This window comes from Mycobacterium sp. EPa45 (assembly GCF_001021385.1).
Taxonomy (GTDB): Bacteria; Actinomycetota; Actinomycetes; order Mycobacteriales; family Mycobacteriaceae; genus Mycobacterium.
Window position 1 is genome coordinate 1868517 of record NZ_CP011773.1, and the last position, 23982, is coordinate 1892498.

At 66.3% G+C, this 23982-nt stretch carries 25 protein-coding genes; 18 read left to right on the forward strand and 7 right to left on the reverse strand.

From position 1 onward, the window contains the following. Positions 1-7 precede the first annotated feature (7 nt). The 4 genes from AB431_RS08845 to AB431_RS08860 all read left to right on the forward strand — a co-directional run bounded on the left by AB431_RS08845 (position 8) and on the right by AB431_RS08860 (position 4022). Complete coding sequence (locus AB431_RS08845; protein WP_047329617.1) at positions 8-823, forward strand: mycofactocin-coupled SDR family oxidoreductase; 816 nt, start codon at positions 8-10, stop codon at positions 821-823. Then, on the forward strand, positions 820-1623 hold the full coding sequence (locus AB431_RS08850) for a carboxymuconolactone decarboxylase family protein (protein WP_047329618.1): 804 nt from the start codon (positions 820-822) through the stop codon (positions 1621-1623). The genes AB431_RS08845 and AB431_RS08850 overlap by 4 nt, the downstream gene beginning before the upstream one ends. After that, positions 1620-3071 (forward strand): aldehyde dehydrogenase, encoded by a 1452-nt coding sequence (locus AB431_RS08855; protein ID WP_144418224.1) that lies wholly within the window; start codon positions 1620-1622, stop codon positions 3069-3071. Before AB431_RS08850 ends, AB431_RS08855 begins: the two co-directional genes overlap by 4 nt. Before the next feature lie 111 nt (positions 3072-3182). Then, on the forward strand, positions 3183-4022 hold the full coding sequence (locus AB431_RS08860) for a mycofactocin-coupled SDR family oxidoreductase (RefSeq protein WP_047329619.1): 840 nt from the start codon (positions 3183-3185) through the stop codon (positions 4020-4022). Here AB431_RS08860 and AB431_RS08865 read toward each other — a convergent pair. Continuing rightward, entirely contained in the window at positions 4015-4623 is a 609-nt protein-coding gene (locus AB431_RS08865; RefSeq protein WP_369803001.1) for a TetR/AcrR family transcriptional regulator, read from the reverse strand. The genes AB431_RS08860 and AB431_RS08865 overlap by 8 nt on opposite strands. A gap of 138 nt (positions 4624-4761) precedes the next feature. On the opposite strand from AB431_RS08865, the gene AB431_RS08870 reads away from it, so the two are divergent. From AB431_RS08870 to AB431_RS08885, 4 genes are read left to right on the forward strand one after another with little or no spacing between them, the layout of a single operon-like run. Further along, on the forward strand, positions 4762-4977 hold the full coding sequence (locus AB431_RS08870; RefSeq protein WP_047329620.1) for a ferredoxin: 216 nt from the start codon (positions 4762-4764) through the stop codon (positions 4975-4977). After that, positions 4974-6254 carry a cytochrome P450 gene (locus tag AB431_RS08875; RefSeq protein ID WP_047329621.1) on the forward strand — a complete coding sequence of 427 codons (1281 nt, stop codon included), beginning with the start codon at positions 4974-4976 and terminating at the stop codon, positions 6252-6254. The genes AB431_RS08870 and AB431_RS08875 overlap by 4 nt, the downstream gene beginning before the upstream one ends. A 29-nt stretch (positions 6255-6283) precedes the next feature. Beyond that, the gene (locus tag AB431_RS08880) at positions 6284-6949 is read left to right on the forward strand and encodes an FMN-binding negative transcriptional regulator (protein WP_047329622.1); all 666 of its coding nucleotides are present in this window, start codon (positions 6284-6286) and stop codon (positions 6947-6949) included. Positions 6950-6988: 39 nt separating this feature from the next. Next, on the forward strand, positions 6989-9313 hold the full coding sequence (locus tag AB431_RS08885) for a molybdopterin-dependent oxidoreductase (RefSeq protein WP_255353537.1): 2325 nt from the start codon (positions 6989-6991) through the stop codon (positions 9311-9313). Here the strand turns inward: AB431_RS08885 and AB431_RS08890 are convergent. Beyond that, positions 9278-9610, reverse strand: coding sequence for a MarR family winged helix-turn-helix transcriptional regulator (locus AB431_RS08890; RefSeq protein WP_235435862.1), 333 nt, complete (start codon positions 9608-9610; stop codon positions 9278-9280). The two genes, AB431_RS08885 and AB431_RS08890, sit on opposite strands and share 36 nt — an antisense overlap. A 225-nt stretch (positions 9611-9835) precedes the next feature. Between AB431_RS08890 and AB431_RS08895 the strand changes: the two genes are divergently transcribed. Then, positions 9836-10687 carry an oxidoreductase gene (locus tag AB431_RS08895; protein WP_047329624.1) on the forward strand — a complete coding sequence of 284 codons (852 nt, stop codon included), beginning with the start codon at positions 9836-9838 and terminating at the stop codon, positions 10685-10687. Here the strand turns inward: AB431_RS08895 and AB431_RS08900 are convergent, their stop codons facing one another. Next, positions 10688-11902: an acyl-CoA dehydrogenase family protein gene (locus AB431_RS08900; RefSeq protein ID WP_047329625.1), complete on the reverse strand. Its 1215-nt coding sequence runs from the start codon at positions 11900-11902 to the stop codon at positions 10688-10690. It abuts the gene before it with no gap. A gap of 31 nt (positions 11903-11933) precedes the next feature. Then, on the reverse strand, positions 11934-13316 hold the full coding sequence (locus AB431_RS08905; protein ID WP_047329626.1) for an acyl-CoA dehydrogenase family protein: 1383 nt from the start codon (positions 13314-13316) through the stop codon (positions 11934-11936). A gap of 216 nt (positions 13317-13532) precedes the next feature. Here AB431_RS08905 and AB431_RS08910 point away from each other — a divergent pair, with 216 nt between their 5' ends. After that, entirely contained in the window at positions 13533-14771 is a 1239-nt protein-coding gene (locus tag AB431_RS08910) for a cytochrome P450 (protein ID WP_047329627.1), read from the forward strand. Here AB431_RS08910 and hisN read toward each other — a convergent pair. Continuing rightward, a complete protein-coding gene (hisN, locus tag AB431_RS08915; protein ID WP_047329628.1) occupies positions 14768-15562 on the reverse strand; it encodes a histidinol-phosphatase in 795 nt (264 codons plus the stop codon). The two genes, AB431_RS08910 and hisN, sit on opposite strands and share 4 nt — an antisense overlap. A gap of 88 nt (positions 15563-15650) precedes the next feature. Here hisN and AB431_RS08920 point away from each other — a divergent pair, with 88 nt between their 5' ends. Further along, positions 15651-15983 (forward strand): hypothetical protein, encoded by a 333-nt coding sequence (locus AB431_RS08920; RefSeq protein WP_047333237.1) that lies wholly within the window; start codon positions 15651-15653, stop codon positions 15981-15983. Positions 15984-15990: 7 nt separating this feature from the next. Next, on the forward strand, positions 15991-16398 hold the full coding sequence (locus AB431_RS08925; RefSeq protein ID WP_047329629.1) for a PPOX class F420-dependent oxidoreductase: 408 nt from the start codon (positions 15991-15993) through the stop codon (positions 16396-16398). A gap of 33 nt (positions 16399-16431) precedes the next feature. On the opposite strand, the gene AB431_RS08930 is transcribed toward AB431_RS08925, so the two are convergent. After that, positions 16432-16980 (reverse strand): TetR/AcrR family transcriptional regulator, encoded by a 549-nt coding sequence (locus tag AB431_RS08930; protein WP_047329630.1) that lies wholly within the window; start codon positions 16978-16980, stop codon positions 16432-16434. Positions 16981-17071: 91 nt separating this feature from the next. Between AB431_RS08930 and AB431_RS08935 the strand changes: the two genes are divergently transcribed. Next, positions 17072-18262 (forward strand): MFS transporter, encoded by a 1191-nt coding sequence (locus tag AB431_RS08935; protein ID WP_047329631.1) that lies wholly within the window; start codon positions 17072-17074, stop codon positions 18260-18262. A gap of 1 nt (position 18263) precedes the next feature. Here the strand turns inward: AB431_RS08935 and AB431_RS08940 are convergent, their stop codons facing one another. After that, positions 18264-19637 (reverse strand): FAD-dependent oxidoreductase, encoded by a 1374-nt coding sequence (locus tag AB431_RS08940; protein ID WP_047329632.1) that lies wholly within the window; start codon positions 19635-19637, stop codon positions 18264-18266. A gap of 186 nt (positions 19638-19823) precedes the next feature. On the opposite strand from AB431_RS08940, the gene prfB reads away from it, so the two are divergent. From prfB to ftsX, 5 genes are read left to right on the forward strand one after another with little or no spacing between them, the layout of a single operon-like run. Further along, positions 19824-20942, forward strand: coding sequence for a peptide chain release factor 2 (gene prfB / locus AB431_RS08945; protein WP_047329633.1), 1119 nt, complete (start codon positions 19824-19826; stop codon positions 20940-20942). Beyond that, a complete protein-coding gene (locus tag AB431_RS08950) occupies positions 20929-21900 on the forward strand; it encodes a mechanosensitive ion channel family protein (protein WP_047329634.1) in 972 nt (323 codons plus the stop codon). Before prfB ends, AB431_RS08950 begins: the two co-directional genes overlap by 14 nt. 59 nt (positions 21901-21959) lie before the next feature. Next, positions 21960-22358: a hypothetical protein gene (locus tag AB431_RS08955; protein ID WP_052960452.1), complete on the forward strand. Its 399-nt coding sequence runs from the start codon at positions 21960-21962 to the stop codon at positions 22356-22358. Between the two features lie 40 nt (positions 22359-22398). Then, on the forward strand, positions 22399-23088 hold the full coding sequence (gene ftsE / locus AB431_RS08960; RefSeq protein ID WP_047333238.1) for a cell division ATP-binding protein FtsE: 690 nt from the start codon (positions 22399-22401) through the stop codon (positions 23086-23088). Then, the gene (ftsX, locus tag AB431_RS08965; protein ID WP_047329636.1) at positions 23089-23982 is read left to right on the forward strand and encodes a permease-like cell division protein FtsX; all 894 of its coding nucleotides are present in this window, start codon (positions 23089-23091) and stop codon (positions 23980-23982) included. It begins immediately after the preceding gene.

The window sequence follows — 23982 nt, forward strand, 5'->3', positions numbered from 1 at the left end:
GAGCGTCATGACAACACTCACAACTGGACGGGTCGCGGGTAAGCGGGTCCTGGTCACCGGCGCCGCCCGCGGAATGGGCCGCAGCCATGCGGTGCGGCTGGCGGAAGAAGGTGCCGACCTGATTTTGGTAGACATCTGCGAATCGTTGCCGGAGGTCGAGTATCCGTTGGCGACCCGCGAAGAACTGGCGGAGACCGCCAGCCTGGTCGAGGGGCACAACCGCCGCGCGGTGAGCCATGTCGTCGACGTGCGGGACGCCGCAGCGCTGGCCGCGGCAGTCGACGACGGCGTTGCGCAACTCGGGGGCCTGGACGCGGCGGTGTCGAACGCGGGCGTGCTCACGGTGGGGGCCTGGGATGCCACCACCCCGCAGCAGTGGCGAACGGTGTTGGACGTCAATCTCATCGGTACGTGGAACACGTGTGCCGCAGCGCTGCCGCACCTGGTCACGCATGGTGGGAGCCTGGTCAACATCAGCTCGGCAGCGGGGCTGAAGGGTACACCCCTGCACCTGCCATATACGGCTGCCAAGCATGGTGTCGTCGGGTTGAGTCGAGCGTTGGCCAATGAGCTTGCCGCGGTGAGTGTTCGGGTGAACACCGTGCATCCGACCGGCGTCGAGACGGGTATGCGGCCGGAGTCACTTCACCGGGTGCTCGGGGAGGGGCGACCCGATCTGGTCCCGATCTTCCTGAATGCGATGCCGGTGGTAATGGTCGACGCGATCGACATCAGCAATGCGGTGCTGTACCTGGTTTCCGACGAATCCCGCTACGTGACGGGAACCGAGCTCAAGGTCGACGCCGGCGTGACGATCCGATGATCGACACCGACCGACGCGAGCGTGGTCGGCGGGCGTTCGCCGAGGTGATGACTTTCGCTGCGCCGCAGGATGACACGCCTGCCGCGACCGGGCTGATCGACTTCGTCTACGGCGAGGTCTGGGGCCGTCCCGGGTTGAGCCGCCGCAACCGGCGGTTCGTCACCCTGGCGTGCGTTGCAGCGGCCGACGCCGAGGCCCCGCTCCGCGACCACGTCTATGCCGCGCTCAACAGTGGTGATGTGTCGATTACCGAGATGCGGGAAGCAGTGCTGCATTTCGCGGTCTATGCCGGCTGGCCGAAAGCCTCATGGTTCAACATGGTGGTCGACGAGCAATGGGAGCGCATCCACCGCGACCGCGGACAGCCACCGCCACCGCCGGACCCACTGTTGCCGTTGATCACCCCCAGCGATCCCGAGATCCGGTTGCAAGTCGGCGAGCAGTCCTTCAAGGAAATCAACTGCATTCCGTTCGCGCCCATCCGTGACAACCCTTACTCCGGTGCGGGAATCCTGAACTTCGTGTTCGGCGAGATGTGGTTGCGTCCCGGCCTCGGCATGAAGGAACGGCGGCTGATCACCGTCGCCTGCGTGGCCTTCCAGGATGCGGCGATACCCATCATCAGCCACGTCTACGCCGCGCTGAAAAGTCGCGACGTCACCTTCGACGAGATGGATGAGCTGGCACTGCACTTCGCCGCCTACTACGGCTGGCCCAAGGCCTCACACCTGACCCAGGCCATCGCCGATCAGAAGCAGCGTGTACTCGACGAGTGGCGCGCCGGGGCCAGTCCGTCGTGACCGGAGCGATTGCGCCGGCGGGTCTGCTGATCGGCGGGGAGCGCGTCGTCGAGACCTCGGCGGGCACTCATCACCACATCTACCCCGCGACCGGACGGCCGAATGTCGTTGTCTCACTGGCCGGCCCGCCGGAGATCGATCGGGCGGTCGGCGCGGCCCAGCGGGCGCAGCGCACCTGGATGTCGTGGACAGTGGACCGGCGTCGCGACCTGTTGATCGATCTTGCGGACCTCGTGCATGAGCATCTAGACGAGCTCGCCGAACTCAACGTCCACGACTATGCGGTGCCGATCTCGTACGCCGGTACCGCGTTGCTGGTCGAGCGATTCCTGCGCCACTACGCCGGCTACGTCGACAAGCCGCACGGCGCCAGCACTCCGGTCAACGGCTCGTTCGACATCAACCTGATCGAGCGCGAGCCCTACGGCGTCGTGGCCGTCATCGCACCCTGGAACGGCGCACTGGCCGTCGTCGCCTCCTGCGTCGCGCCAGCACTGGCCGCGGGAAACGCGGTCGTGTTCAAGCCATCTGAGCTGGCGCCACTGGCGGCGCTGCGCTTCGGCGAATTGTGTCTGCTGGCCGGATTGCCCCCGGGTCTGGTCAGCGTGGTCCCTGCCGGGGCGGAGGGTGGCGACGCGCTGGCCCGCCACCCCGGTGTCCGTAAGGTGCATTTCACCGGTGGCGGCGCGACTGCCCGTAAGGTGATCGCGGCGGCCACGACGAACTTGACGCCAGTGGTGGCGGAGTTGGGCGGTAAGTCCGCCAACCTGGTCTTCAAAGACGCCGACCTGCCGACGGCTGCCGCGTTGGCGGCCCACCAGGGTCCGCTGATGCAGTCCGGGCAGAGCTGTGCGTGCGCAAGCCGGATTCTCGTGCATGACGCGATCTACGACGAGTTCGTCGACGTTTTCCTTGCTCGCATCGGGGAGGCCAAGATCGGTGATCCACTGGATCGTGCCGTCACATTCGGTCCGGTGATCGGAGAAGCCGCTCTCGAGCGAATCCTCGCCGCGGTCAACGATGCGGCGAGCCAGGGCAGTGGCCAATTGCTCACCGGGGGAGGGCGTATCGGCGGCGACTTCGCGGCGGGCTACTACATAGAGCCGACGGTCTTCGGCGACGTCGACAACGCATCGGAACTGGCTCAGGTCGAGACGTTCGGACCGGTGGTGTCTCTGATCAGATTCCGCGATGACGACGAGGCTGTCTCGATCGCCAATGACAGTGTCTACGGCCTCAATGCCTTCGTGCACACCCGCGACCTCGTCCGCGCGCACAGTGTGGCTCGACGTCTGGAGTCGGGTTCGGTGTGGGTCAACCACTTCAGCGATATGGCGCCGCAGGGTCCCTACGGCGGTTACAAGCAAAGCGGATTCGGTCGCACCGGCGGCCTGGAGGGTCTGCACGAATTCCTACAGGTGAAGAACATCCGGATCGGGATGCGCTGACCTTGACACGACGCAGCGCTGCTGTCACAGTTTGATCGATCGATCAAAAACTGGATCAGTAATCGTCCTGCGCGGTATGCGCGTCAGGTTCTGTCGGAGACGAGGGTTTTCATGGCTGGAAGAGTCGAGGGCAAGGTCGCTTTCATCACCGGTGCCGCGCGCGGTCAGGGCCGCAGTCACGCGATCCGGTTGGCGGAAGAGGGTGCGGACATCATCGCGATCGATGTGTGCAAGCGCATCAGCAGCAATGCGGACATCCCGGCTCCCACTCCCGATGACCTGGCAGAGACGGCCGATCTGGTGAAGAACCTGGGCCGCCGGGTCGTGGCCGCAGAGGTCGACGTCCGCGACTATGCCGCCATCAAGGACGCCGTGGACAGTGGCGTCGAGCAGCTCGGCAGGCTGGACATCATCGTGGCCAATGCCGGTATCGGCAACGGTGGCCAGACGCTGGATCTCACCAGCGAGGCCGACTGGAATGACATGATCGACGTCAACCTTTCCGGTGTCTGGAAGAGCGTGAAAGCATCTGTTCCGCATCTGATTTCGGGCGGCTGCGGTGGTTCGATCATTTTGACCAGCTCAGTGGGAGGGCTCAAGGCCTACCCGCACACCGGTCACTACATTGCCGCCAAGCACGGCGTAGTCGGCCTGATGCGCACGTTCGCCGTCGAGTTGGGGCATCACTCCATCCGGGTGAACTCGGTGCACCCCACCAACGTGAACACCCCGCTGTTCATGAACGAGGGCACGATGAAGCTGTTCCGGCCGGACCTGGAGAACCCGGGGCCCGACGACATGGCCGTCGTGGCTCAGATGATGCACGTTCTGCCGATCGGCTGGGTCGAGCCGGTCGACATCAGCAATGCGGTGCTGTTTCTGGCCTCCGACGAGTCCCGCTACGTCACGGGCTTGCCGATGACGGTCGACGGCGGAAGCATGCTCAAGTAGCCTGCGCGTCCTTGGTAGAGGCCACCCAGTCCAGGTAACGGTCGACCAGCTCTCGTAATTCCTTGTGGCCCTCGGTCATCCCGATCGCGCTCTCGTTGCACAGGCTGCGCGCGGTCTGTGCAACGAGCATCGAGATCGCGACCGGCGGAAACTCGGTGAGATCGATGCCACGCGTGCGTAAAGCAACTGTCGCAGCAGCGGTTTCGATGTCGCGGACACGTTCGGCGTAGGTCTTGAGTTCGGCGCTGATCACTTTGCGGTGGTTGGCCAGTGCGACGAACTCGGCGTACAGGCCGGTCCAGCGCGGGTCGGAGTTGATGGACCACAATGCGCGCAACGGTTCGTCGGCGGTGATCGCTTGACGCATTCTTGCCAACGAGGCTTCCGAACCCGCCTGCAGCACCGCGACGAACAGATCGTCCATCGTCGGAAAGTAGTAGTACACCAGGGCGGACCTGACCCCGGCGCGGGCGGCCACGCGCCGCGACGTGGCGGCGGCGTACCCTTCCTCGCGCATGATGTGCGCGGTCGCCTCCATCAACCGTTCACGCGCGCCGGCGTCTTTGTCTTTGCTTTTCGGTGTCGACGCCATAGCGGCCATCCTCTCAGGAGTGCTCCTCGGTTGGCTAGACGACCAATTGGCGCGGCGCTTGACCGGTGATTTACCGCCGTGGTAAGCATGTCAGAAGAATTTGATCGATCGATCAACACAGGTAACGGAAATCGTGGAGATGGCAGGATGACGGCGGCTGATTGGCGCGTGCGTGTTGATCGTGATCTGTGTGAAGGCCATGCCCTGTGCGTCGAGTTGGCCGCGGAGGTCTTCGATGTCGGATCCGACGATCTGGCGACCTGCCTCGAGTCGCCCGCAGACGACATGCGCGAGCAGGTCGAGGCCGCCGTGGCCGCTTGCCCGCGTCAAGCCATCAGCATCGTGAAAGGGTCCCGAGAATGACCGATTTGGCCGGCGCCGACTACTTCTCTGACCAAGCCATCGCCCAGGATCCCTATGACTACCTGGATTACATCCGCGCGCAGAACCCGGTGTTCCGCGAGCCCAACTACGGGGTCGTGGCCGTCACCGGATACGACGAGGCGGTCGCGGCATTCAAGGACTACGAGACGTTTTCGGCGGTGAACGCGATCGGGGGCCCCTTCCCGCCGCTGCCGTTCGAGCCTGAGGGCGACGATATCTCCGAGCAGATCGATGCGCACCGGCACCTGTTCCCCATCAACGAGATGATGGTGGTGATGGATCCGCCGGAGCACACCCGGGCCCGCTCGCTGCTCAGCCGGCTGCTCACACCCGCGCGGCTGAAAGAGAACGAAGACTTCATGTGGGAGCTGGCGGATCGCCAGCTCGACGAGTTCATCGGCAACGGCAAGTGCGAGCTGCTGGCCGAGTACGGCAAGCCCTTCGCCACATTGGTGATCGCCGATCTGCTGGGTGTGCCGGATGATGACCGTGCGGAATTCCGGGCGAGCCTCGGGGCGGGCAAGGAGCCCGGAAGTGCGGTTGGCGCACTTGATCACACTCCCGTCGCGGTCAATCCGCTGGAGTGGCTGGACGGCAAGTTCACCGGCTACATCAACGAGCGCCGCACGCAGCCGCGTGCGGATGTGCTGAATTCCCTTGCCGCAGCGACATACCCCGACGGCACGACGCCCGACGTCGTCGACGTCGTCCGGGCGGCGACGTTCCTGTTCGCCGCCGGGCAGGAGACCGTCGTCAAACTGCTCAGCGCGTCGGCGCGGGTGCTCGCCGAGCGTCCCGACCTTCAGGAGAAGCTGCGTGCCGACCGCAGCCTGATCGGCAACTTCATCGAGGAATCACTGCGCATCGAGAGTCCCACCAAGGTCGACTTCCGGCTGGCCCGCAAGACCGCCACCCTCGGCGGAGTGGACATCAAGGCCGGGACCGTGCTGATGCTCTGTCTGGGTGCGGCCAACCGGGATCCGCGCAAGTTCGAGAACCCCGACGAGTTCCACCTTGACCGCAAAAACGTCCGCGAGCACATCACGTTCGGCCGTGGCATCCACACCTGCGCCGGCGCGCCGCTGGCCCGCGTCGAGGCGAAAGTCACGCTGAACCGGCTGCTGGACCGCATGGCCGACCTCGCCATCGACGAGACACAGCACGGGCCTGCCCATGCCCGGCATTACACCTACGAGCCGACGTTCCTGCTGCGCGGCCTGAGCGAACTGCACCTCACCTTCAAACCTGTTGCGTAAGGCGGGCCGCCGGGGAACGATTGACCGCCATGCTGATTCATCCCTGGGATGCCGCACTGGACGCCGCCGAATGGCAGGAGTGGCTGGCCTCGACCGGCCGGTTCGGTGTCCTCGCGGTCAACAACGTCGACCCCGCGCAGGCGCCGGTGCTGGTGCCCACCCACTTCACCGTGGCGGGCGAGGAGCTGCTGATCCACCTGGCGCGGCCCAACCCGGTCTGGGTGCACCTCGAGGTCGCAACCGAGGTGCGGGTCGCGGTCATTGGTGATTACGCCTACATCCCGACGTATTGGCGTGCCAAGGCCGGCGGTCCCGACGAGGACGGGGTGCCGACCAGCTACTATGCATCGGTCCAATTCGTCTGTCGCCCAACCATCATCGACGAACCCCAGGGCAAGGTCGAGATCCTCGCGGCCCAGCTGGACGACTTCCAGCCCGAGGGTCGGCATGCCGAGGTCGCCGTGGAGGAGGACCCGTACGGCCGCATGCTCCCGGGCATCCGCGGCCTTCGGCTCGCGGTCGAGCGCGTCGAGGCCAAGTTCAAGTACGACGATGCCAACCCGGTCGAGCACCGTGAGCGGGTGATCGGCTACCTCGAGCAGCGCAATCGCGGCCTGGACGCCGGGGTCGCCGGCCAGCAGCGGCGCCGCCTGGCAGCGATCGGCGACTGGCGTGCGGGCCGACGAGGTTCCTGACCATTGTGTTCGCCGTCGAGGCCTGCTTAACTTGGACACGTGTCCAGACAGCGGTCGGATCAGGTTGACGGCGTCGTCCACCGGGTGACGTGCCCGATCTGCGAGGTCATGTGCGGGCTTCGCGTGACGATCGACGGTGGCCGGGTCACCGACATTCGCGGCAACAACGACGATGTCTGGTCGGCCGGGCATATCTGTCCCAAGGGCACTGTTCTCGGCCAACTGCACGACGACCCGGATCGCCTGCGAGCACCGATGATCAAGCAGCCCAACGGGATTCACATCGCCGTCTCCTGGGAGGAGGCGTTCGCCGAAGCGGAGCGGGTCCTGCGGCCGGTGCTGGACAGCGACGGCGCCCAGGCGGTGACGGTGTACGTCGGTAATCCGGTCGCGCACAACCTGGGCCTGAGTTCGTACATCGGCGCCCTGGTCGGGATGGGCGCCGCGGCCGGGATGGGCGCGTACTACTCGCCGGGCACGGTTGACCAGTGGCCGCTCAATGTCGTCAGTACCCTGCTGTTCGGCGGCATGTGGAACGCGCCGATCCCCGATCTGGCCCGCACCGACCATCTCGTCGTGATCGGCGCCAATCCCGCCGCATCGCAGGGATCGATGCTGTCGGCGCCCGACGTGACAGGTCATCTGACCGCTATCCGCAAGCGCGGCGGTCGGGTGGTGGTCATCGATCCTCGTCGCACCGAGACCGCCCAGCGGGCCACCGACTGGGTGCCGATCCGGCCCGGCACAGACGCGTTGGTGTTGTTCGCAGTGCTGCGAACGCTGGCCGCCGACGGGCTGCTGCGCAGCCATACGCACCTCGACGGACGCGTCCAGGGACTCGATGCGGTGATCGCCCTCGCCGAACCGTTCACTCCGGAGATCGTCGAAGGCCCCAGCGGTATCCCGGCCGAAACGATCCGGCGGCTCGCTCATGACCTCGCCTCGGCGCCGAACCCCGTGCTGTACAGCCGGATCGGGGCCTGCACCCAAGAGTTCGGCACCCTGACCACCTGGCTGGTGTTCGTGCTGAACACCGCACTGGGTGCGGTCGACCGGCGCGGGGGAGCGGTGTTCCCCACCCCGGCGGTGTACTCGCCGATGTTCATGAAGCCACCCGATCAGCTTGGTCCGCGTTGGGAATTCGGCCGTTTCACGTCGCGGGTGCGCGGCGTTGGCGAGGTGCTTGGGCAGTTCCCGGTCAGCTGCCTGGCCGAAGAGATCACCACTCCTGGTGCGGGACGCATCCGCGCAATGATCTCGGTCGCGGGCAATCCGGCGATCTCGGCGCCGGCGGCGGGCCGCCTCGACGAGGCGCTGGCGTCACTGGACGCGTTGATCTGCGTGGACAATTGGCTCAACGAGACCACCCGGCACGCCCACGTCATCTTCCCCGGTCTCTCGCCGCTGGAACGGCCGCACGCCGACGATCTGTACTGGATCTATGCCGTCGCCTCCTGCCTGAAGTGGTCCGAACCCGTCTTCGCGCCCGACCCGTTGCGACCGACCGAATGGGAAGTGCTCCTTCGTCTTTCAGGCGCCCTGCTGGGTACGCCGGCGCCCGAGGTGGACGTCGCCGCGATGGACGACCTGTACACCGGCGGACTGGTCGCCACCATGTGCGCTCAGCCGGGCACGCCGCTGACCGGACGCGACCCGAACGAGGTGATGGCTGCACTCAAAGGCCAAGGGCCGGAGCGTATTTACGATCTGTACGTCCGTCTCGGTCCCTGGGGCGACGGCCTGGGCGCCAATCCGGACGGGCTGACCCTCGAGGAGGTGCGCAAGCATCCCGACGGCCTACGGCTCGCTGAACTCGACGGCGGCCGCCTGGAATCCGCGGTCACCACGCCGTCCGGGACCATCGAGCTGGTGCACGACTTGTTCGTCGACGACGTGCCCCGGCTGCGCGAGCGCCTTGACCGGGCCGAGGAGTCGATGCTGCTGACCAGTCGGCGCCATCTGCGGTCGAACAACTCGTGGCTGCACAACGTGCCGTCGCTGATGCGCGGGCGGGACCGCTGCACGCTGCTCGTCCATCCCGACGATGCCATGCGGATCGGGGTTGGCGACGGCGAACTCGCCGAGATTCGCACTTCGGAGGGGAAAGTGTCTGTGCCCGTTGAGGTCAGCGACGACATAATGCCCGGGGTGGTCTCCTTGCCGCACGGCTGGGGGCACGGTGTGTCGGGTAGCAGGCTCGGTGTCGCCAACCACCACCCAGGTGTGAACTCCAACCTGCTCAACCCACCCGATCTGATCGACGTGCCCAGCAACACTCAGGTGGTCAACGGGGTGCCGTGCGAGGTGCGGGCGACGGGCTCCGGCGCCTCAGTCATTGATCGAGTCGGCGAGGCGCTGGAGTAACTCGGTGAGCGCCAACTGCTCCTTGCCGGACAGGATGCCGAACAACTCCTCCGCCGCTGCGGTATAGGCGGTCGCCCAGGTTTCGGCCTGTCGCCGGCCGGTCGCAGTGGTCTGCAGCAGCGTCACCCGGCGGTCGGAGTCGTCCGCGCAGCGCTCGACCAAACCTTCGCGGACCAGCGCGTCGGTCAGGGTGGAGGCGGTGCCCTGGGTGATGCCCACCGTCCGGGCCAGGTCGGTGAGCCGCACCGGACCGCAGCGGTTCACCTCGAAGAGCACCTTCGAACGCGGGGTGGACACACCATGGTCGCCGAGCCGCTCGTCGAGGGCGCGGACAAGCGTCTTGCCGGCGCGCCCGAACGCGTCGGCAAGTGCGACGGCCCGCTGACGGGATTCGGCGTCGTGTGCTGAGCTCGGAATGTGGCGTCACCTCCCTGGGTTGACAGGAAGCGTATCGCGCCCGCAAGATAGTTTGACATCAAACAATTCGATTTCAATTGATCTTCCTGCGAGTGGAGGGACCCCATGACCCGCTTTCCGTTGGCCGGCTTCAACGTCCACCGCGTCGGGTTCGGCGCCATGCAGCTTCCGGGGCCGGGTGTGTTCGGGCCGCCGCGGGACCATGACCAGGCGTTGGCGGTATTGCGCCGGGCCGTCGAGGCCGGCGTCGACCACATCGACACGTCCCAGTTCTACGGTCCCGATGTGGCCAATCAGCTGATCCGTGAGGCGCTGCACCCCTATCCCGACAGTTTGGCTCTGGTGAGCAAGGTCGGTGCGCGCCGCGACGACCAAGGGGCGTGGCTGCCCTACAACGAGCCGGATCAGTTGCGATCCGCGATCGAGGAGAACTTGCGCACCCTCGGTGTCGAACAACTGGCCGCCGTCAACCTGCGGGTGATGGAGAACGAGGCCGATGCGCTGTTCACCGATCAACTCGGCGCGATGATCACCGCCCGCGACGAGGGATTGATCGCCGGTGTCGGGCTGAGCAATGTGAGCCACGAGCAGCTACTGCACGCCTTGGAGCTCACCGACATTGTGTGCGTGCAGAACCCGTTCAACCTGGTGGACCGCTCCTCGCAGCCGGTGCTCGACGAATGCATCGCGCGCGACATCGCGTTCGTCCCGTTCTTCCCGCTCGGGTCGGCGTTTCACGAGGTGAATCCGGTGCTCTCGCACCACCTCGTCACCGGCGCCGCCGAGCGGCTCGGTCACACCCCGGCGCAGATCGCGCTGGCGTGGACGCTGGGCGTCGCCGACAACGTGCTGCTCATTCCCGGCACCTCGTCACTGGGTCACCTCGAGGAGAACCTCGCCGTCACCGACATCGAACTCGACGACGAGACGCAGCGCGAGCTGACCGCGGTCGCGTGACTACTTGAGTTCGGTCGAGGACAGCCCGAGCAGGCGACGCGCCACCACCAGCTGCTGGATCTGCTGCGTGCCCTCGAAGATGTCCAGGATCTTCGAGTCGCGGGCCCACTTCTCCAGCAGCGTTTGCTCGGAATAGCCTGCTGTTCCGGCCAATTCGACTGCCTTGAGGGTGATGTCGCTGGCGACCCGGGCCGCCTTGGCCTTGCCCATCGAGGCTTCTTTGGAGTTGGGGATCGCGTTGTCGGCCTGCCAGGCCGACCGGACCGTCAACAGGTAGCCGGCTTCCCAGTCAGCCTCCATCCGAAGGAATTCCGCGGCGGCTGCGCTCTGGGCGTGTGCGGGCTTGTCATAGGAGATCTCCACGCCGGCGTCGGTCAAGATCGTGCGCAGTTCCTCCAAGGCGGCACGGGCCACCCCGACCGCCATCGCGGCGACAATCGGCCGAGTGTTGTCGAAGGTCTCCATGACCCCGGCAAAACCCTTCTCCACCTCGATTTCCGGGCTCCCCAGCAGGTTTTCCTTGGGGATGCGCGCATTGTCGAAGCGGATGGCCGCGGTGTCGGAGGCCTTGATGCCGAGCTTGTGCTCGAGGCGCTCGACGGTCACTCCGGGATGCTCACGCGGGACGATGAACGACTTGATCGCCGCGCGGCCCTTGGACTTGTCCAGGGTCGCCCACACCACGATGTGCGTGGCGCGGGAGCCGGCCGTGACGTAGATCTTCTCGCCGTTGATCACATATTCGTCGCCGTCGAGCACCGCGGTGGTCGACACTGCCGCGGAATCGGAACCGAATGACGGTTCGGTGATCGCCATTGCCGCCCAGACGTTCTTGCCCAGCCGCTGCAGCTGCTCGTCGGTGGCGACACCGGAGATGGCAGCGTTGCCCAGGCCCTGGCGGGGGACGGACAGTAGCAGCGCGATGTCACCCCAGGAGATCTCCAGGGCGTTGAGTAATGCGGACATGTTGCCGCCGTTGATGTTTCCCTTGGGGCCGTCGTCGCTGTCGCGGAAGGCCTCGGTGCCGGCGAACGAGATGGTGTTGGCCTCGGAGATGCCCTCGAAGAGGGTTGCCAGGGTGTCGAGTTCGACGGGGTAGGCGTGCTCGGCGACGTCGTATTTGCGCGAGATCGGCCGCAGCATCTCCGCGGCACCCTGATGTGCCTTTTCGATGACCGCTTCCAGCTTGCGCGGCAGTTCGAGATTGATTGCCATGTCAGTCTTTTCCGTTCGTTGTCCGTGACGGTTACAGGACGACAACACCCTCGGCGACGCCGATGGCCCGCAGATCGCGGTACCAGCGCTCGACCGGGTGTTCCTTGGTGTAGCCGTGGCCGCCGAGTAGTTGCACACCGTCGAGGCCGATCTGCATGCCTTTGTCGGTACCCAGCTTCTTGGCGAGGGCGGCTTCGCGTGCGAACGGCAGACCGCGTTCGGCGCGGGCGGCGCCGCGCCAGGTGATCAGCCGCAGGCCATCGAGTTCGATGGCGATGTTGGCGCACATGAACGCGACGGCCTGACGCCGCGCGATGGGCTCACCGAACGCTTCACGTTCCTTGACGTAGGGGATCACGTAGTCGAGCACGGCGTGCGAGGTGCCGACCGCGAGCGCGGCCCAACCCAAGCGCGACAACGCAATTGCTTCGGAATAGTCGGCGTCGGTGGCGCCGTCCTCGCCGAGGCGGGCGGACAGTGGCACCGTCACCTTGTTCAGCTCCACCCGGCCCAGGGCGGCGGCGCGGATGCCCATGCTGGGATCGGCTTTGATGCCCACGCCGGCGGTCGACGCCTCCACGATGAACAGTGCCGGCTTGCCGTCGAGTTGTGCTGCCACAATGAACAATTCGGCGTCCGCGGCGGCCGGGACGAGGGATTTGACCCCGTCGAGGCGGTAGCCGCTGGGGGTGCGAACCGCGGTGGTCTTCAGCGCGGTCGGGTCGAACAGGGCCTGCGGTTCGGCTATCGCCACGCAGGCCTGCGGCACGTTCTCGCCGGCGAATTCGCTGAGATAGGTGGCCTGCTGATCGGCGCTGCCCCAATGCGTCAGCGCCGAGGCAACTCCGCCCGGGGCCAGAATCGGCAGCGCGAGACCCATGTCGCCGTAGGCGAGGGCCTCGGCCACCAACGCGTTGGTCACCGTGGTGCGCTGCTCGGCAATGCCGTCGAAGTCCTCGGGGATGTTGATCGCGGTGATACCGAGCTCGGCGGCCTTGGCGATCAGATCGGCGGGATAGCCGGCGGCGGCGTCGGCGTCGTGGGCGGCGGGACGCAGTATTTCCTCGGCGAACTCGTCGACCGTCGCGACGATCATCTTCTGGTCGTCGTCGGGGGTGAGGTCAAAGTAATCGGCGCCGCTGGGCCGGAGCCGGGTGGGCGCCTTGCCGGCACCTTGAACCCGCTTGAACTGCCGGGTGGCCGCCCCGGCGGTGGAGAACACCTGCTTGACGCCGTACCGCAAGCCGCGGTTGAGGGGGTCGCGCAGGTGGTAGCGGTCCAAGAACTCCTGGCCGACCAGGGGAGTGACGAGCGCCAGGCCGATGTCGGTGAGAGAGCGCTTGTGCTTGTACTGCCCGACCGCGCTATCGCGGGCCCGGGGGCTGGTCGATTTCGGGGGAAGAGTGTTGGTCATGGTGGCAGCCTCGTCGATGGTGGGCGTGCTGGTGAGATCGCGCTGGAACTTATCTTACTCCAAAGTAAGGTAGATCCCGGAACCCCTGACGACCTGTCGGTTGTGTTGAGTCGGTCACATAAGTCCGGATATGGGGTAGTGGTCTACTCGCATACCCCGCTCAGCAGCGTTCGAGACTCGTCTTGAGAGCTTGTTCGAGCAGATCTGGGGGCCGCCATGACCATCACCATCGATGCGCCGCGGATGCCGAATGTGTTCGACGCAGGGTTGCCCACCGTCGACTATGACAACGAGACGGACCCTTACGAAGCGCTGGCGATGCTGCGACGGGCGCGCGAGCAGGCTCCGATCGCACTCGGCCCGCATGGCCCGGAATTCCTGGCCTACGACATCGTCCACGACGCCTCACGTGACCGCAGATTCGTTGTGCCGCAGGGGATGTTCCTCGCATCCCAGGGCATCACCTCGGGCCCGCTGTGGGACCGGGTGGTCGCCACGATCATCAATATGGACGGCGACGAGCACCATCGGCTGCGTCGCCTGGTGTGCAAGGCGTTCACGCCGAGGGCGACGGAGCGGCTGCGCTCTACGGTCACCGAGGTCATCAACGGCCTGGTCGACAAGTGTGCCGCCGACGGCCGGTGCGACGTCGTCGCCGATATCGCGCGGCATTACCCGATCCCCATCATCTGCGCCCTGCTCGGTGTTCCGGGCGGTGATTGGGAGCAGTTCGCCCGCTGGACCGACGAGTTCTTCAAGGCCTTCAGCTGGAACGTCGCTGAGAACGCGCCGTCGATCCTGGCCGCCTGGGAGGAGTTGGACGACTATGTCGACGCGATGGTCGCCGAGCGGCGGCACGGTCTCACCGACGACCTGGTTTCGGACCTGATCCGGGCCGAAGATGAAGGTGACCGCCTCAGCATCTCCGAACTGCGCATGCTGGTGGCGGGGCTGCTGATGGCCGGCACCGATACCACCAGAAATCAGCTCGCCGCGTCGGTGTCGGTGCTGTGCGAACATCCCGACCAGTGGGCGCTATTGGCCCGGCAACCCGACCTCGCGGCCCGCGCGGTGGAGGAGACAATGCGCCATTCTCCAATTGTGTTCGGCACGCTGCGCACCGTGGTCGAGGATGTCGAGGTCGCGGGATACCTCATCCCGGCGGGCACGCTGGTCATTCTCAATTCGGCTGCCGCCAACCGTGATTCGAGTGTCTGCGACGGACCGGACCGTCTGGACATCACTCGCACCGCCGCGCTGCCGATGCATACGTTCGGCGGCGGCGTGCACTACTGCCTCGGGGCCAACCTGGCTCGTCTCGAGCTGACGGAGGCGCTGACGGTCATGGCGCGACGGATGCCCAACATTCGCCGGACCGGGCCCGCGCCGTGGAAGCCACTGAGCGGGCTGAGTGGACCCGCGACGCTGCCCGTCGGATTCGACCCGGGCTACTAGCCTTTGGCCAAGCTCGCCAGGGTGGCCTTGTGCAGCACCCCATTGGTGGCGACGGCGTGTCCGCCGTGAGGGCCGGGCTGTCCGTCGAGATTGGTGAAGGTACCGCCGGCTTCGCGGACCAAGATGTCCAGCGGGGCAAGGTCCCACAGCTTCACCTCGGGTTCGGCGGCGATGTCCACGGCGCCCTCGGCGACCAGGCAGTAGGAGAAGAAGTCGCCATAGGCGCGCACGCGCCACACCTCGTCGGTCAACCCCAGGAACTGCTCCCGCAGCCCGAGGTCAGCCCACCCGGACAGACTGGAAAACGACAGGCTGGCCGATCCCAGTTCCGCGACACGGGACACCGACAGCGTGCGGGCCGGTCCGTCGCCGGTCGTCGCGAAGGCGCCCAGGCCGCGGCCGGCCCACCATCGCCGACTCAAAGCCGGGGCGCTGATCACACCGACGGTCGGAACGCCGTCCTGGAGAAGGGCGATCAGGCTGGCCCACACCGGTACGCCGCGGACGAAGTTCTTGGTGCCGTCGATCGGGTCGATCACCCATTGCCTGCCCTGGAATTCGGCGGTGCCGCCGTACTCCTCGCCCAGCACCGCGTCGTCCGGGCGTTCGCGGGACAACACCGCGCGCAGGTCCGCCTCGACCGCCTCGTCGGCGTCGGTGACCGGGGTGAGGTCGGGTTTGGTGTCGATGCGCAGATCCAGCGCCCCGAACCGGTCGAGGGTGATCGCGTCGGCCCGGTCGGCGAGCTGCAACGCCACCGAGAGGTCTGCCCGTATGTCGTGGCCGCTCATCCGGCCCCCGCGCAGGCTCGGGCGCCGCAAGTCTGCCTTCGATTCGCTCCGCAAGCGTCGCTCATGGCTGCAGTCCTACCATGGCCGCATGTGGGAATTCGCGGTGATATTGCTCATCGTCGGCGCGCTGGTCCTCGTGTTGGCCCCGCGCCTCATGCGCCGCGGCCCGCGCGGCGAGGTTTTGCACGGCACGCTGCTGGTGACTGGCGTGAGCCCGCGCCCGGACGCCACCGGCGAGCAGTTCGTCACGATCAGCGGGGTCATCAACGGACCGACGGTCAACGAGCACGTGGTGTATCAGCGGATGGCGGTCGACGTGAACAGCTGGCCGACCATGGGTCAATTGATTCCGGTGGCGTACTCGCCGAAGAATCCGGACAACTGGTTCTTCGCACCGCCCGACCAGCCGCCTCCGATTTAGGAATTCGATGTCCAAACCGCTGCCCGACGGGCTGCTCGCACTGTTGCGTCGCCCGAGCCCCTGCTTTGTGGCCACTCTGATGCCCGACGGCTCACCGCAGCTGACAGAGACGTGGGTGACCACCGACGGCGAACACATCGTCATCAACATCGTCGAAGGCATGCAGAAGGCGCGCAATCTGGCCCGCGATCCGCGCATCGCCGTCAATGTCGTCGACTCGGACGACGTCAACCGCTACTACGCGGTGCGGGGTCACGTGCTGTCGACGACGACCGAGGGAGGCCGCGAAAGCATCGACGAGATCTCGCAGAAGTATCTCGGCATGCCGTATCCGAACTTCTCGGGGAATCCCGACGAGACGCGCGTCATCGTCACCATCGCGGCTGACTCGATCACCACACCGGCTCGCGACTGACGGCACCGGCCGGCGCCCCGTAGTGACCCCGCTTCAGGAATGGGCCGTGTTCACGCGTTGGTCGATGAGGCGGTCGATCACCGCCAGCAGCCCCTCGTCGAGTTCCGTGCGCGGTTGGCCGCCGAGTGCGTTGGACATCGCGTGGTGGTAGAGGCCATCACCGACCAGCTTGATCGTGCGCGCGACGTCGCGGTCGCCGATGGCCTCGGTCAGCACGGCCAGCCACTGATCGGAGATCTGCTCGATGGCCGCACGGGCCCGCGGATCACCGGCCTGCTGTAACCGGGCGACCGCGACCAGTGTGCGATCCAGCGGTGTGTTCGCGTAGTGCGAGGTGCGGATGTAGTGCCGCGCAGGCCCGTCGACCGCCTCGCGCATCTTGTCGACGTCGTCGCCGGCCAGCGCGATCAGCCGCTCACACAAGGCTTCGGCGAGTTGGTCCTTGGCCGGGAAGTGATAGAGCAGCCCGCCCTTGGACACTCCAGCACGGGCGGCGACGGCGTCGAGCGTGGCGTGGCGCTCGCCGTCGACTGCCAGCGCCTCGGCATACGCGTCGAGAATGCGCTCACGCGAGGTCGCCATCCGCCGAGTTTAATCGGTTTCCAACTGTACCGTCCGGACGGTACAGTTGAGGGGTCGTGGAATACCAGAACCAATTGATGGAGAGATAACCGTGCGCGCCTACGTCGAGCTCATTCGAGTTCCGGGCGTGGTCAATGTGACCGCCTCACAGCTCTTTGCGCGGCTGCCGCTCGGCATGCTGTCGCTGGCGATCCTGCTGCACGTCCAGGCCCGCACCGGTTCCTACGCGGTGGCGGGCGCGGTGGTGGCGTTCACCAGCATCGGTGAAGCCCTCGCGATGCCGATGACGGCGCGTCTCCTCGGCCGGCTCGGGATGATGCCGACCCTGGTGTCGGCTGCCGTGATCAACGCCGTCAGCATGCTCGCGCTGGCCTTCGTCGATGTGCCCACGACGATTCTCATGGTGTTGGGGTTCCTGATCGGTGCCTCGGTTCCACCGCTGTTGCCCGCGGTCCGCGCGCTATACCCGCAGATGGTGCCGGGAACGGGGCTGCGTGCGATCTTCGCGCTCGATACCACTGCGCAGGAGCTGATCTGGGTGATCGGCCCGGTCGCCGCCACGTTCCTCGCGTCTGCGATATCGACCGCGATCCCGCTGCTGTTCTCCGCGGCGGTCACCCTGGTGGGGACCGTCTGGTTCCTGCTCAGTGCGCGCCAGTTCCGGCCGACCATCGTCACCAGCAGAATGGCGTTCGGCAAGGTCCTGGCCAACCACGCCGTGATCCTGGCCATGATCGCCAGCCTCGCGCTGGTCGCGTCGTTCACGGCCCTGGAAGTCGGCGTGCTCGCGCTCTTCGGTAACCACAACCTGTCGGCTGGTGTGGCCCTCGCGGCGACCGGCCTTGGCTCGTTGCTCGGTGGCGTGTTGTTCGGGCATCGCCACCTGGGTGTGCGCGGTCTGGCCTTGTCGATGGCCGTGGTCGCCGCAGGCACGGCACTGTTCGCGCTGGTTGACGGCTACCCGCTGCAACTTGCCGTGCTGTTCGCGTCCGGGCTGGGCTTCGCGCCCGCGCTGGCCGCGCTGTACGTGATGGTGTCCCACGAGATCGCCGAAGACTCAACCGCTGAGGCGTTCGGGTGGCTCAACAGCGGCGCTCTGGCCGGCGGTGCCCTGGGCACCGCGCTCGGCGGCGTTGTCGCGGACGCCTACAGCCCGTTCGCCGTCGTCATGGTCTCGGCCGGGTTGGCCCTGGCCGCCGCGTGTACGCCGCTCATCGCACGCACCGCCGGTCCGGTTGGTGGGCTGTCCCGGGAGCCGGCGAAGGTGACATGCGAGGTCTGAGCTAGCCGTGTCCGATGCGCAGTAGCTCGGCGACGCTGGTGAGCTTCACCCGAGGCCGGCCGTGCGGCTCGCCCGCGCCGCGCTCGTGCGCGTCGATCAGCTTCCAATGGTCATCGGTGACCAGCTTGGGCTGACGCGACAGGAGCCACTCGACCAGCGTCTCACCATGGTCGTCACCGAAGTCGCCGAGCGTGCGCCCGTCGAGGTCGGCCAGCAGCGTCGCGACGGTGTCCGCCGAATCCTTCTTGTTGCTGCCGATGACACCCGACGGTCCGCGCTTGATCCAGCCGACCACATATTCGTTGGCGCTGCCCTCGACGCGACCGTCGGTGTGCGGGATGGTGCCCGAGCGGTCGTCGAACGGCAGACCCGGCGTCGCGATGCCGCGGTAGCCGACCGCACGCACCACGAGCTGGGCGGGCAGTTCCTCCCGCGCCCCGGTGTCCTTCGCGACGATCCGGCCGCCCTCGTCGACGAGCTCGTTGCGGCCCAGCACCACCGACTCGACGCGGCCGTCGCCCTTGATCTCGATGGGCGAGGTCCGGAAACGGAACACGATGCGGCGCTTGGCTCCTCGCGGTTCGGTACTGGCATAGCCACGCAGCACCTTGATGTTCAGCTTGGCGGTCTTGCCCGCCGCCTCGAGCTGTTCGTCGGTGATCGAGTCGAAGTCAGCGGGGTCGACGATGACGTCCACGTCCGCCATGGCCTCCAGGTCGCCCAGCTCCCGCAGCTCCAGGGTGGTGAACGTGGCCTGCAACGGTCCGCGGCGGCCGATCACGACGACCTCCTCGACACCCTGCCCGTGCAGAAGGTCGAGCGCGTGGTCGGCAATATCGGATTTCGCGAGCTCGCGCGGATCGCTGACGAGGATGCGCGCGACGTCGAGCGCCACGTTGCCGTTGCCGATGACCACCGCACGATGGCCGCCGAGGTCCGGCGACATTTCGCCGAAGTGCGGGTGCGCGTTGTACCAACCGACGAAGTCGACGGCGGCGACGCTTCCCGGCAGTTCCTCGCCCGGGATACCGAGCGGGCGGTCGGACTGCGCCCCGATCGCGTACACGACGGCGTCGTACTTCTGCGCGAGCTCCTCGGCCTGTACGTGCTCGCCGACGCGGATGTTGCCGAAGAACCGGAACCTCTCGTCGACGGAGGTCTTCTCGAATTGGGCACTGATGGTCTTGATCTTGGGATGGTCGGGCGCCACGCCAGAACGCACCAGACCGAAGGGGGTGGGCAGCATTTCGAGCATGTCGACATGGACATCAGGGCCGCCGGCGGCAACCGAACTGTCCGCGAACTTCAGCAGCGACGCCGCCGCGAAGTATCCGGAGGGGCCTGCACCTACGATCGCGACAAAGTAAGGACGCATCCTCGCGCTTTCTGTCCGGACCCGGCTGCGCGCAAGGGGCTGTCGCATCGCAGTCGAGAAGCACCGCTATGGGCTGAGCGGCGCCACATCCTGGTTACCACTGTGATGCTAGTCGCGTGACCGGCGGGGCAACTCAGGAGCCGCCGTGGATCACAACGTGTCACGGCGCCGGTAACCTGAGGAGCCGTGGACCTCGATCGTCAGTCAGATATCGCCGCCCTCGACACCACCCTGACAACGGTGGAGCGAGTGCTCGACATCGATGGGCTGCGCGCGAAGATCGAGAAGCTCGAACACGAAGCCGCCGACCCGAATCTGTGGAACGACCAGAGCCACGCCCAGCAGGTCACCAGCGAGCTGTCCCACGCCCAGGGTGAGCTGCGCCGCGTCGAAGGCCTGCGCAGCCGCCTGGATGATCTGCCGGTGCTCTACGAGATGGCCGCCGAGGAAGAGGGTGCGGGTGCGGCAGACGCCCTGGCCGAGGCCGACGCCGAGCTGAAGTCGCTGCAGGCCGACATCGAGCAGCTGGAGGTTCGGACCCTGCTGTCCGGCGAGTATGACGAGCGCGAGGCGCTGGTCACCATCCGTTCCGGCGCCGGTGGCGTGGACGCCGCCGACTGGGCCGAGATGCTGATGCGGATGTACATCCGCTGGGCCGAACAGCACAACTACGGCGTCGAGGTCTTCGATACGTCCTACGCCGAAGAGGCCGGCATCAAGAGCGCGACGTTCGCCGTGCACGCTCCCTATGCCTACGGCACGTTGTCGGTCGAGCAGGGCACCCACCGGCTGGTGCGGATCAGCCCGTTCGACAACCAGAACCGGCGGCAGACCTCGTTCGCCGACGTCGAGGTGCTGCCGGTTACCGAGACCACCGACCACATCGACATCCCCGAGCAGGATGTGCGCGTCGACGTCTACCGCTCCAGCGGTCCCGGCGGCCAGTCCGTCAACACCACCGACTCGGCGGTTCGACTGACCCACATTCCCACCGGCATCGTTGTCACCTGCCAGAACGAGAAGTCGCAGCTGCAGAACAAGGTTTCTGCGATGCGTGTTCTGCAGGCCAAGCTCCTGGAGCGCAAACGCCACGAAGAGCGCGCCGAGCTCGACGCGCTCAAGGGTGACGGCGGGAGTTCCTGGGGCAACCAGATGCGCTCCTACGTTCTGCACCCCTACCAAATGGTCAAGGATCTGCGCACCGAATACGAGGTCGGCAATCCTTCGGCGGTACTGGATGGGGACATCGACGGATTCCTGGAAGCGGGGATCCGGTGGCGCAACCGGCGAGATGACGACGAATAGCTATCTGGCGTTCCCGTTCTCCGCGCGTTGGCATGACTTCTGGCATGGCAACGTCGGCGAGTGGATCCTGACCCGCGGCCTGCGCATTGCGCTGCTGCTCATCGGCGGCCTCCTTGCGGCCCGGTTCATCCAGTGGGGCACCCAGAAGATCTCCCGGCGCATCGACGCCAGCTTCCGCGAGAGCGATGCCCTGGTCCGCTCGGAAAGCGCCAAGCACCGGCAGGCCGTCGCGTCCGTCATCTCCTATGTGGCGATCGCCCTGCTCGCCGTGATGGTGGTCGTCGAGGTCACCGACGTGCTCGCGGTTCCGGTGAGCTCGCTGGTGGCGCCCGCTGCCGTGCTGGGCGCGGCGCTCGGTTTCGGCGCGCAGCGCATCGTGCAGGACCTGCTGTCGGGGTTCTTCATCATCACCGAAAAGCAATACGGATTCGGCGATCTGGTGTCGCTGACGGTGGCCGGCATTGCCAAGGAGGCGACCGGCACCGTCGAGGACGTCACCCTGCGCATCACCAAGTTGCGCTCCCCGGAAGGTGAAGTCCTGACCATCCCCAACGGGCAGATCGTCAAGACCCAGAACCTGTCCAAGGACTGGGCGCGAGCCGTCATCGACATCCCGGTGCCGACCACATCCGACCTCAACCGCGTGAACGACGTGCTGCATGGGGTATCCGAGAAGGCGATCAAGGACCCCGGGCTGAAGGACCTGCTTCTGGACGCCCCACAGCTGATGGGAGTGGAAAGCATCGAACTCGACACCGTCAACCTGCGCATGGTGGCGCGCACGCTGCCCGGTAAACAGTTCGAAGTCGGCCGCAAGCTGCGGGTGCTGGTGATCGCGTCGCTGATGCGCGCCGGCATCGCCAGCCCGGCAGACGGCTCGCCGATGGTCGAGGCCCTTGTGCACCCGGCGACCGCGGACGACGCCGCCGGAACCCAGGGGCCGGTGGACCCGAAGTGAAGCTGAAGCCGACACCCCGAGAAGGCCGCGGCTGGCCGCACTACATCTTCTGGGGCCGCATGCGTACGTCCACTGCCGCGCTGCTGGCCGCGTTCATCGCCGTCTGGTGGCTGTATGCGACGTATCAGCCGGAATCCGCCGCGCCGGTGGCGCCGAACACCCAGGTGGTGCCGCCCGGCTTCGTGCCCGACCCGTCCTACACGTGGGTGCCGCGCACCGATGTCCGGGACCGCACCACGACCACGCGGACGACGACCACGACAACGACGGAGACAACGACGCCGACGGAGACCACGACCCCGACCACGTCACCCACGTCGCCGACCTCCACGACGTCGCCCGGTCCGGCGCCGTTCCAGATCCCCGGGTTGCCCACACCGACCCCGTCACCTGCGCCGGTTCCGACGCCGGCGCCGGGGCAGGGGCCGATGGTGACGCCCGCGGCTCCGACGCAGTAATCGGTCGCCCGCCGTCGGACGGCTACACTGGCGTGCCGTGATGATCACCCTCGACCATGTCAGTAAGCAGTACAAGTCGTCGGCACGGCCAGCCCTCGACAATGTCAGCGTCAAGATCGACAAGGGTGAGTTCGTCTTCCTCATCGGGCCGTCCGGTTCCGGCAAGTCCACGTTCATGCGGCTGCTGCTGGCCGAGGAAACGCCCACCTCCGGTGATCTGCAGGTGTCGAAGTTCCACGTCAACAAACTGTCGGGCCGGCAGGTGCCCAAACTGCGTCAGGTGATCGGCTGCGTATTTCAGGACTTCCGGCTGCTGCAGCAGAAATCGGTGTTCGAGAATGTCGCCTTCGCGCTGGAGGTGATCGGCAAGAAGCCCGACACCATCAACCGTGTGGTGCCCGAGGTCCTGGAGATGGTGGGGTTGTCCGGTAAGGCCAACCGGCTGCCTGCCGAGCTCTCCGGCGGTGAGCAGCAGCGCGTGGCGATCGCGCGGGCCTTCGTCAACCGCCCGCTGGTGTTGCTGGCCGACGAGCCCACCGGCAACCTGGACCCAGAGACCAGTAAGGACATCATGGATCTGCTCGAGCGGATCAACCGCACGGGTACCACCGTGTTGATGGCCACCCACGACCACCACATCGTCGACTCCATGCGCCAGCGCGTGGTGGAGCTGTCCCTGGGCAGACTCGTCCGCGATGAGCAGCGTGGTGTCTACGGAATGGATCGTTAAGTGCGCTTCGGCTTCCTAGTCAACGAGGTCTTCACCGGGCTTCGCCGCAACGTCACCATGACGGTGGCCATGATTCTCACCACGGCCATCTCGATCGGCCTGTTCGGTGGTGGTCTGCTGGTGGTGCGGCTCGCCGACCACTCGCGCAACATCTACCTCGACCGCGTCGAGACCCAGGTGTTCTTGACCAACGACGTGTCGGCCAACGACCCCACCTGTGACGCAGACCCCTGTAAGGCGTTGCGCGCCAAGATCGAAGCCCGCAACGACGTGCGTTCGGTTCGGTTCCTGAACCGCGACGACGCCTACAACGACGCCACCCGCAAGTTCCCGCAGTACAAGGACGTCGCGAGCAAGGACTCGTTCCCGGCGTCGTTCATCGTCAAGTTGGACAACCCTGAGCAGCACAAGGATTTCGACGCCGCGATGGTGGGCCAGCCCGGTGTGCTCAACGTGCTGAATCAGAAAGAGCTGATCGACCGGCTCTTCGCGGTGCTCGACGGGCTGTCGGCCGCCGCGTTCGCGGTCGCGGTGGTCCAGGCGATCGGTGCGATCCTGTTGATCGCCAACATGGTTCAAGTCGCGGCTTACACCAGGCGCACGGAGATCGGGATCATGCGGATGGTGGGTGCCACGCGGTGGTACACGCAGCTGCCGTTCCTCTTGGAGGCGGTGCTGGCGGCGACCATCGGTGTCGTGATCGCGATCGTCGGGTTGATCGTGGTGCGAGCGGCGTTCCTGGAGAACGCGCTCAACCAGTTCTATCAAGCCAATCTGATCGCCCGGATCGACTACGCCGACATCCTCTACATATCGCCGATCATGTTCGGCGTCGGCGTGTTGATGGCCGGTCTCACCGGCTACGTCACGCTGCGCCTCTATGTGCGGCGGTAG

What these genes read in the sequence shown, in the direction of transcription:
- AB431_RS08930 (WP_047329630.1), bottom strand. Translation starts at nt 16,980, where the DNA reads ATGGCGACCTCGCGTGAGCGCATTCTCGACGCGTATGCCGAGGCGCTG.
- AB431_RS08850 (WP_047329618.1), top strand. Translation starts at nt 820, where the DNA reads ATGATCGACACCGACCGACGCGAGCGTGGTCGGCGGGCGTTCGCCGAG.
- AB431_RS08895 (WP_047329624.1), top strand. Translation starts at nt 9,836, where the DNA reads ATGACCCGCTTTCCGTTGGCCGGCTTCAACGTCCACCGCGTCGGGTTC.
- AB431_RS08870 (WP_047329620.1), top strand. Translation starts at nt 4,762, where the DNA reads ATGACGGCGGCTGATTGGCGCGTGCGTGTTGATCGTGATCTGTGTGAA.
- AB431_RS08950 (WP_047329634.1), top strand. Translation starts at nt 20,929, where the DNA reads ATGACGACGAATAGCTATCTGGCGTTCCCGTTCTCCGCGCGTTGGCAT.
- hisN (WP_047329628.1), bottom strand. Translation starts at nt 15,562, where the DNA reads ATGAGCGGCCACGACATACGGGCAGACCTCTCGGTGGCGTTGCAGCTC.
- AB431_RS08920 (WP_047333237.1), top strand. Translation starts at nt 15,651, where the DNA reads ATGTGGGAATTCGCGGTGATATTGCTCATCGTCGGCGCGCTGGTCCTC.
- AB431_RS08860 (WP_047329619.1), top strand. Translation starts at nt 3,183, where the DNA reads ATGGCTGGAAGAGTCGAGGGCAAGGTCGCTTTCATCACCGGTGCCGCG.
- AB431_RS08875 (WP_047329621.1), top strand. Translation starts at nt 4,974, where the DNA reads ATGACCGATTTGGCCGGCGCCGACTACTTCTCTGACCAAGCCATCGCC.
- AB431_RS08940 (WP_047329632.1), bottom strand. Translation starts at nt 19,637, where the DNA reads ATGCGTCCTTACTTTGTCGCGATCGTAGGTGCAGGCCCCTCCGGATAC.
- AB431_RS08900 (WP_047329625.1), bottom strand. Translation starts at nt 11,902, where the DNA reads ATGGCAATCAATCTCGAACTGCCGCGCAAGCTGGAAGCGGTCATCGAA.
- AB431_RS08955 (WP_052960452.1), top strand. Translation starts at nt 21,960, where the DNA reads ATGCGTACGTCCACTGCCGCGCTGCTGGCCGCGTTCATCGCCGTCTGG.
- AB431_RS08845 (WP_047329617.1), top strand. Translation starts at nt 8, where the DNA reads ATGACAACACTCACAACTGGACGGGTCGCGGGTAAGCGGGTCCTGGTC.
- AB431_RS08925 (WP_047329629.1), top strand. Translation starts at nt 15,991, where the DNA reads ATGTCCAAACCGCTGCCCGACGGGCTGCTCGCACTGTTGCGTCGCCCG.
- AB431_RS08905 (WP_047329626.1), bottom strand. Translation starts at nt 13,316, where the DNA reads ATGACCAACACTCTTCCCCCGAAATCGACCAGCCCCCGGGCCCGCGAT.
- AB431_RS08865 (WP_369803001.1), bottom strand. Translation starts at nt 4,623, where the DNA reads ATGGCCGCTATGGCGTCGACACCGAAAAGCAAAGACAAAGACGCCGGC.
- AB431_RS08910 (WP_047329627.1), top strand. Translation starts at nt 13,533, where the DNA reads ATGACCATCACCATCGATGCGCCGCGGATGCCGAATGTGTTCGACGCA.
- ftsE (WP_047333238.1), top strand. Translation starts at nt 22,399, where the DNA reads ATGATCACCCTCGACCATGTCAGTAAGCAGTACAAGTCGTCGGCACGG.
- AB431_RS08880 (WP_047329622.1), top strand. Translation starts at nt 6,284, where the DNA reads ATGCTGATTCATCCCTGGGATGCCGCACTGGACGCCGCCGAATGGCAG.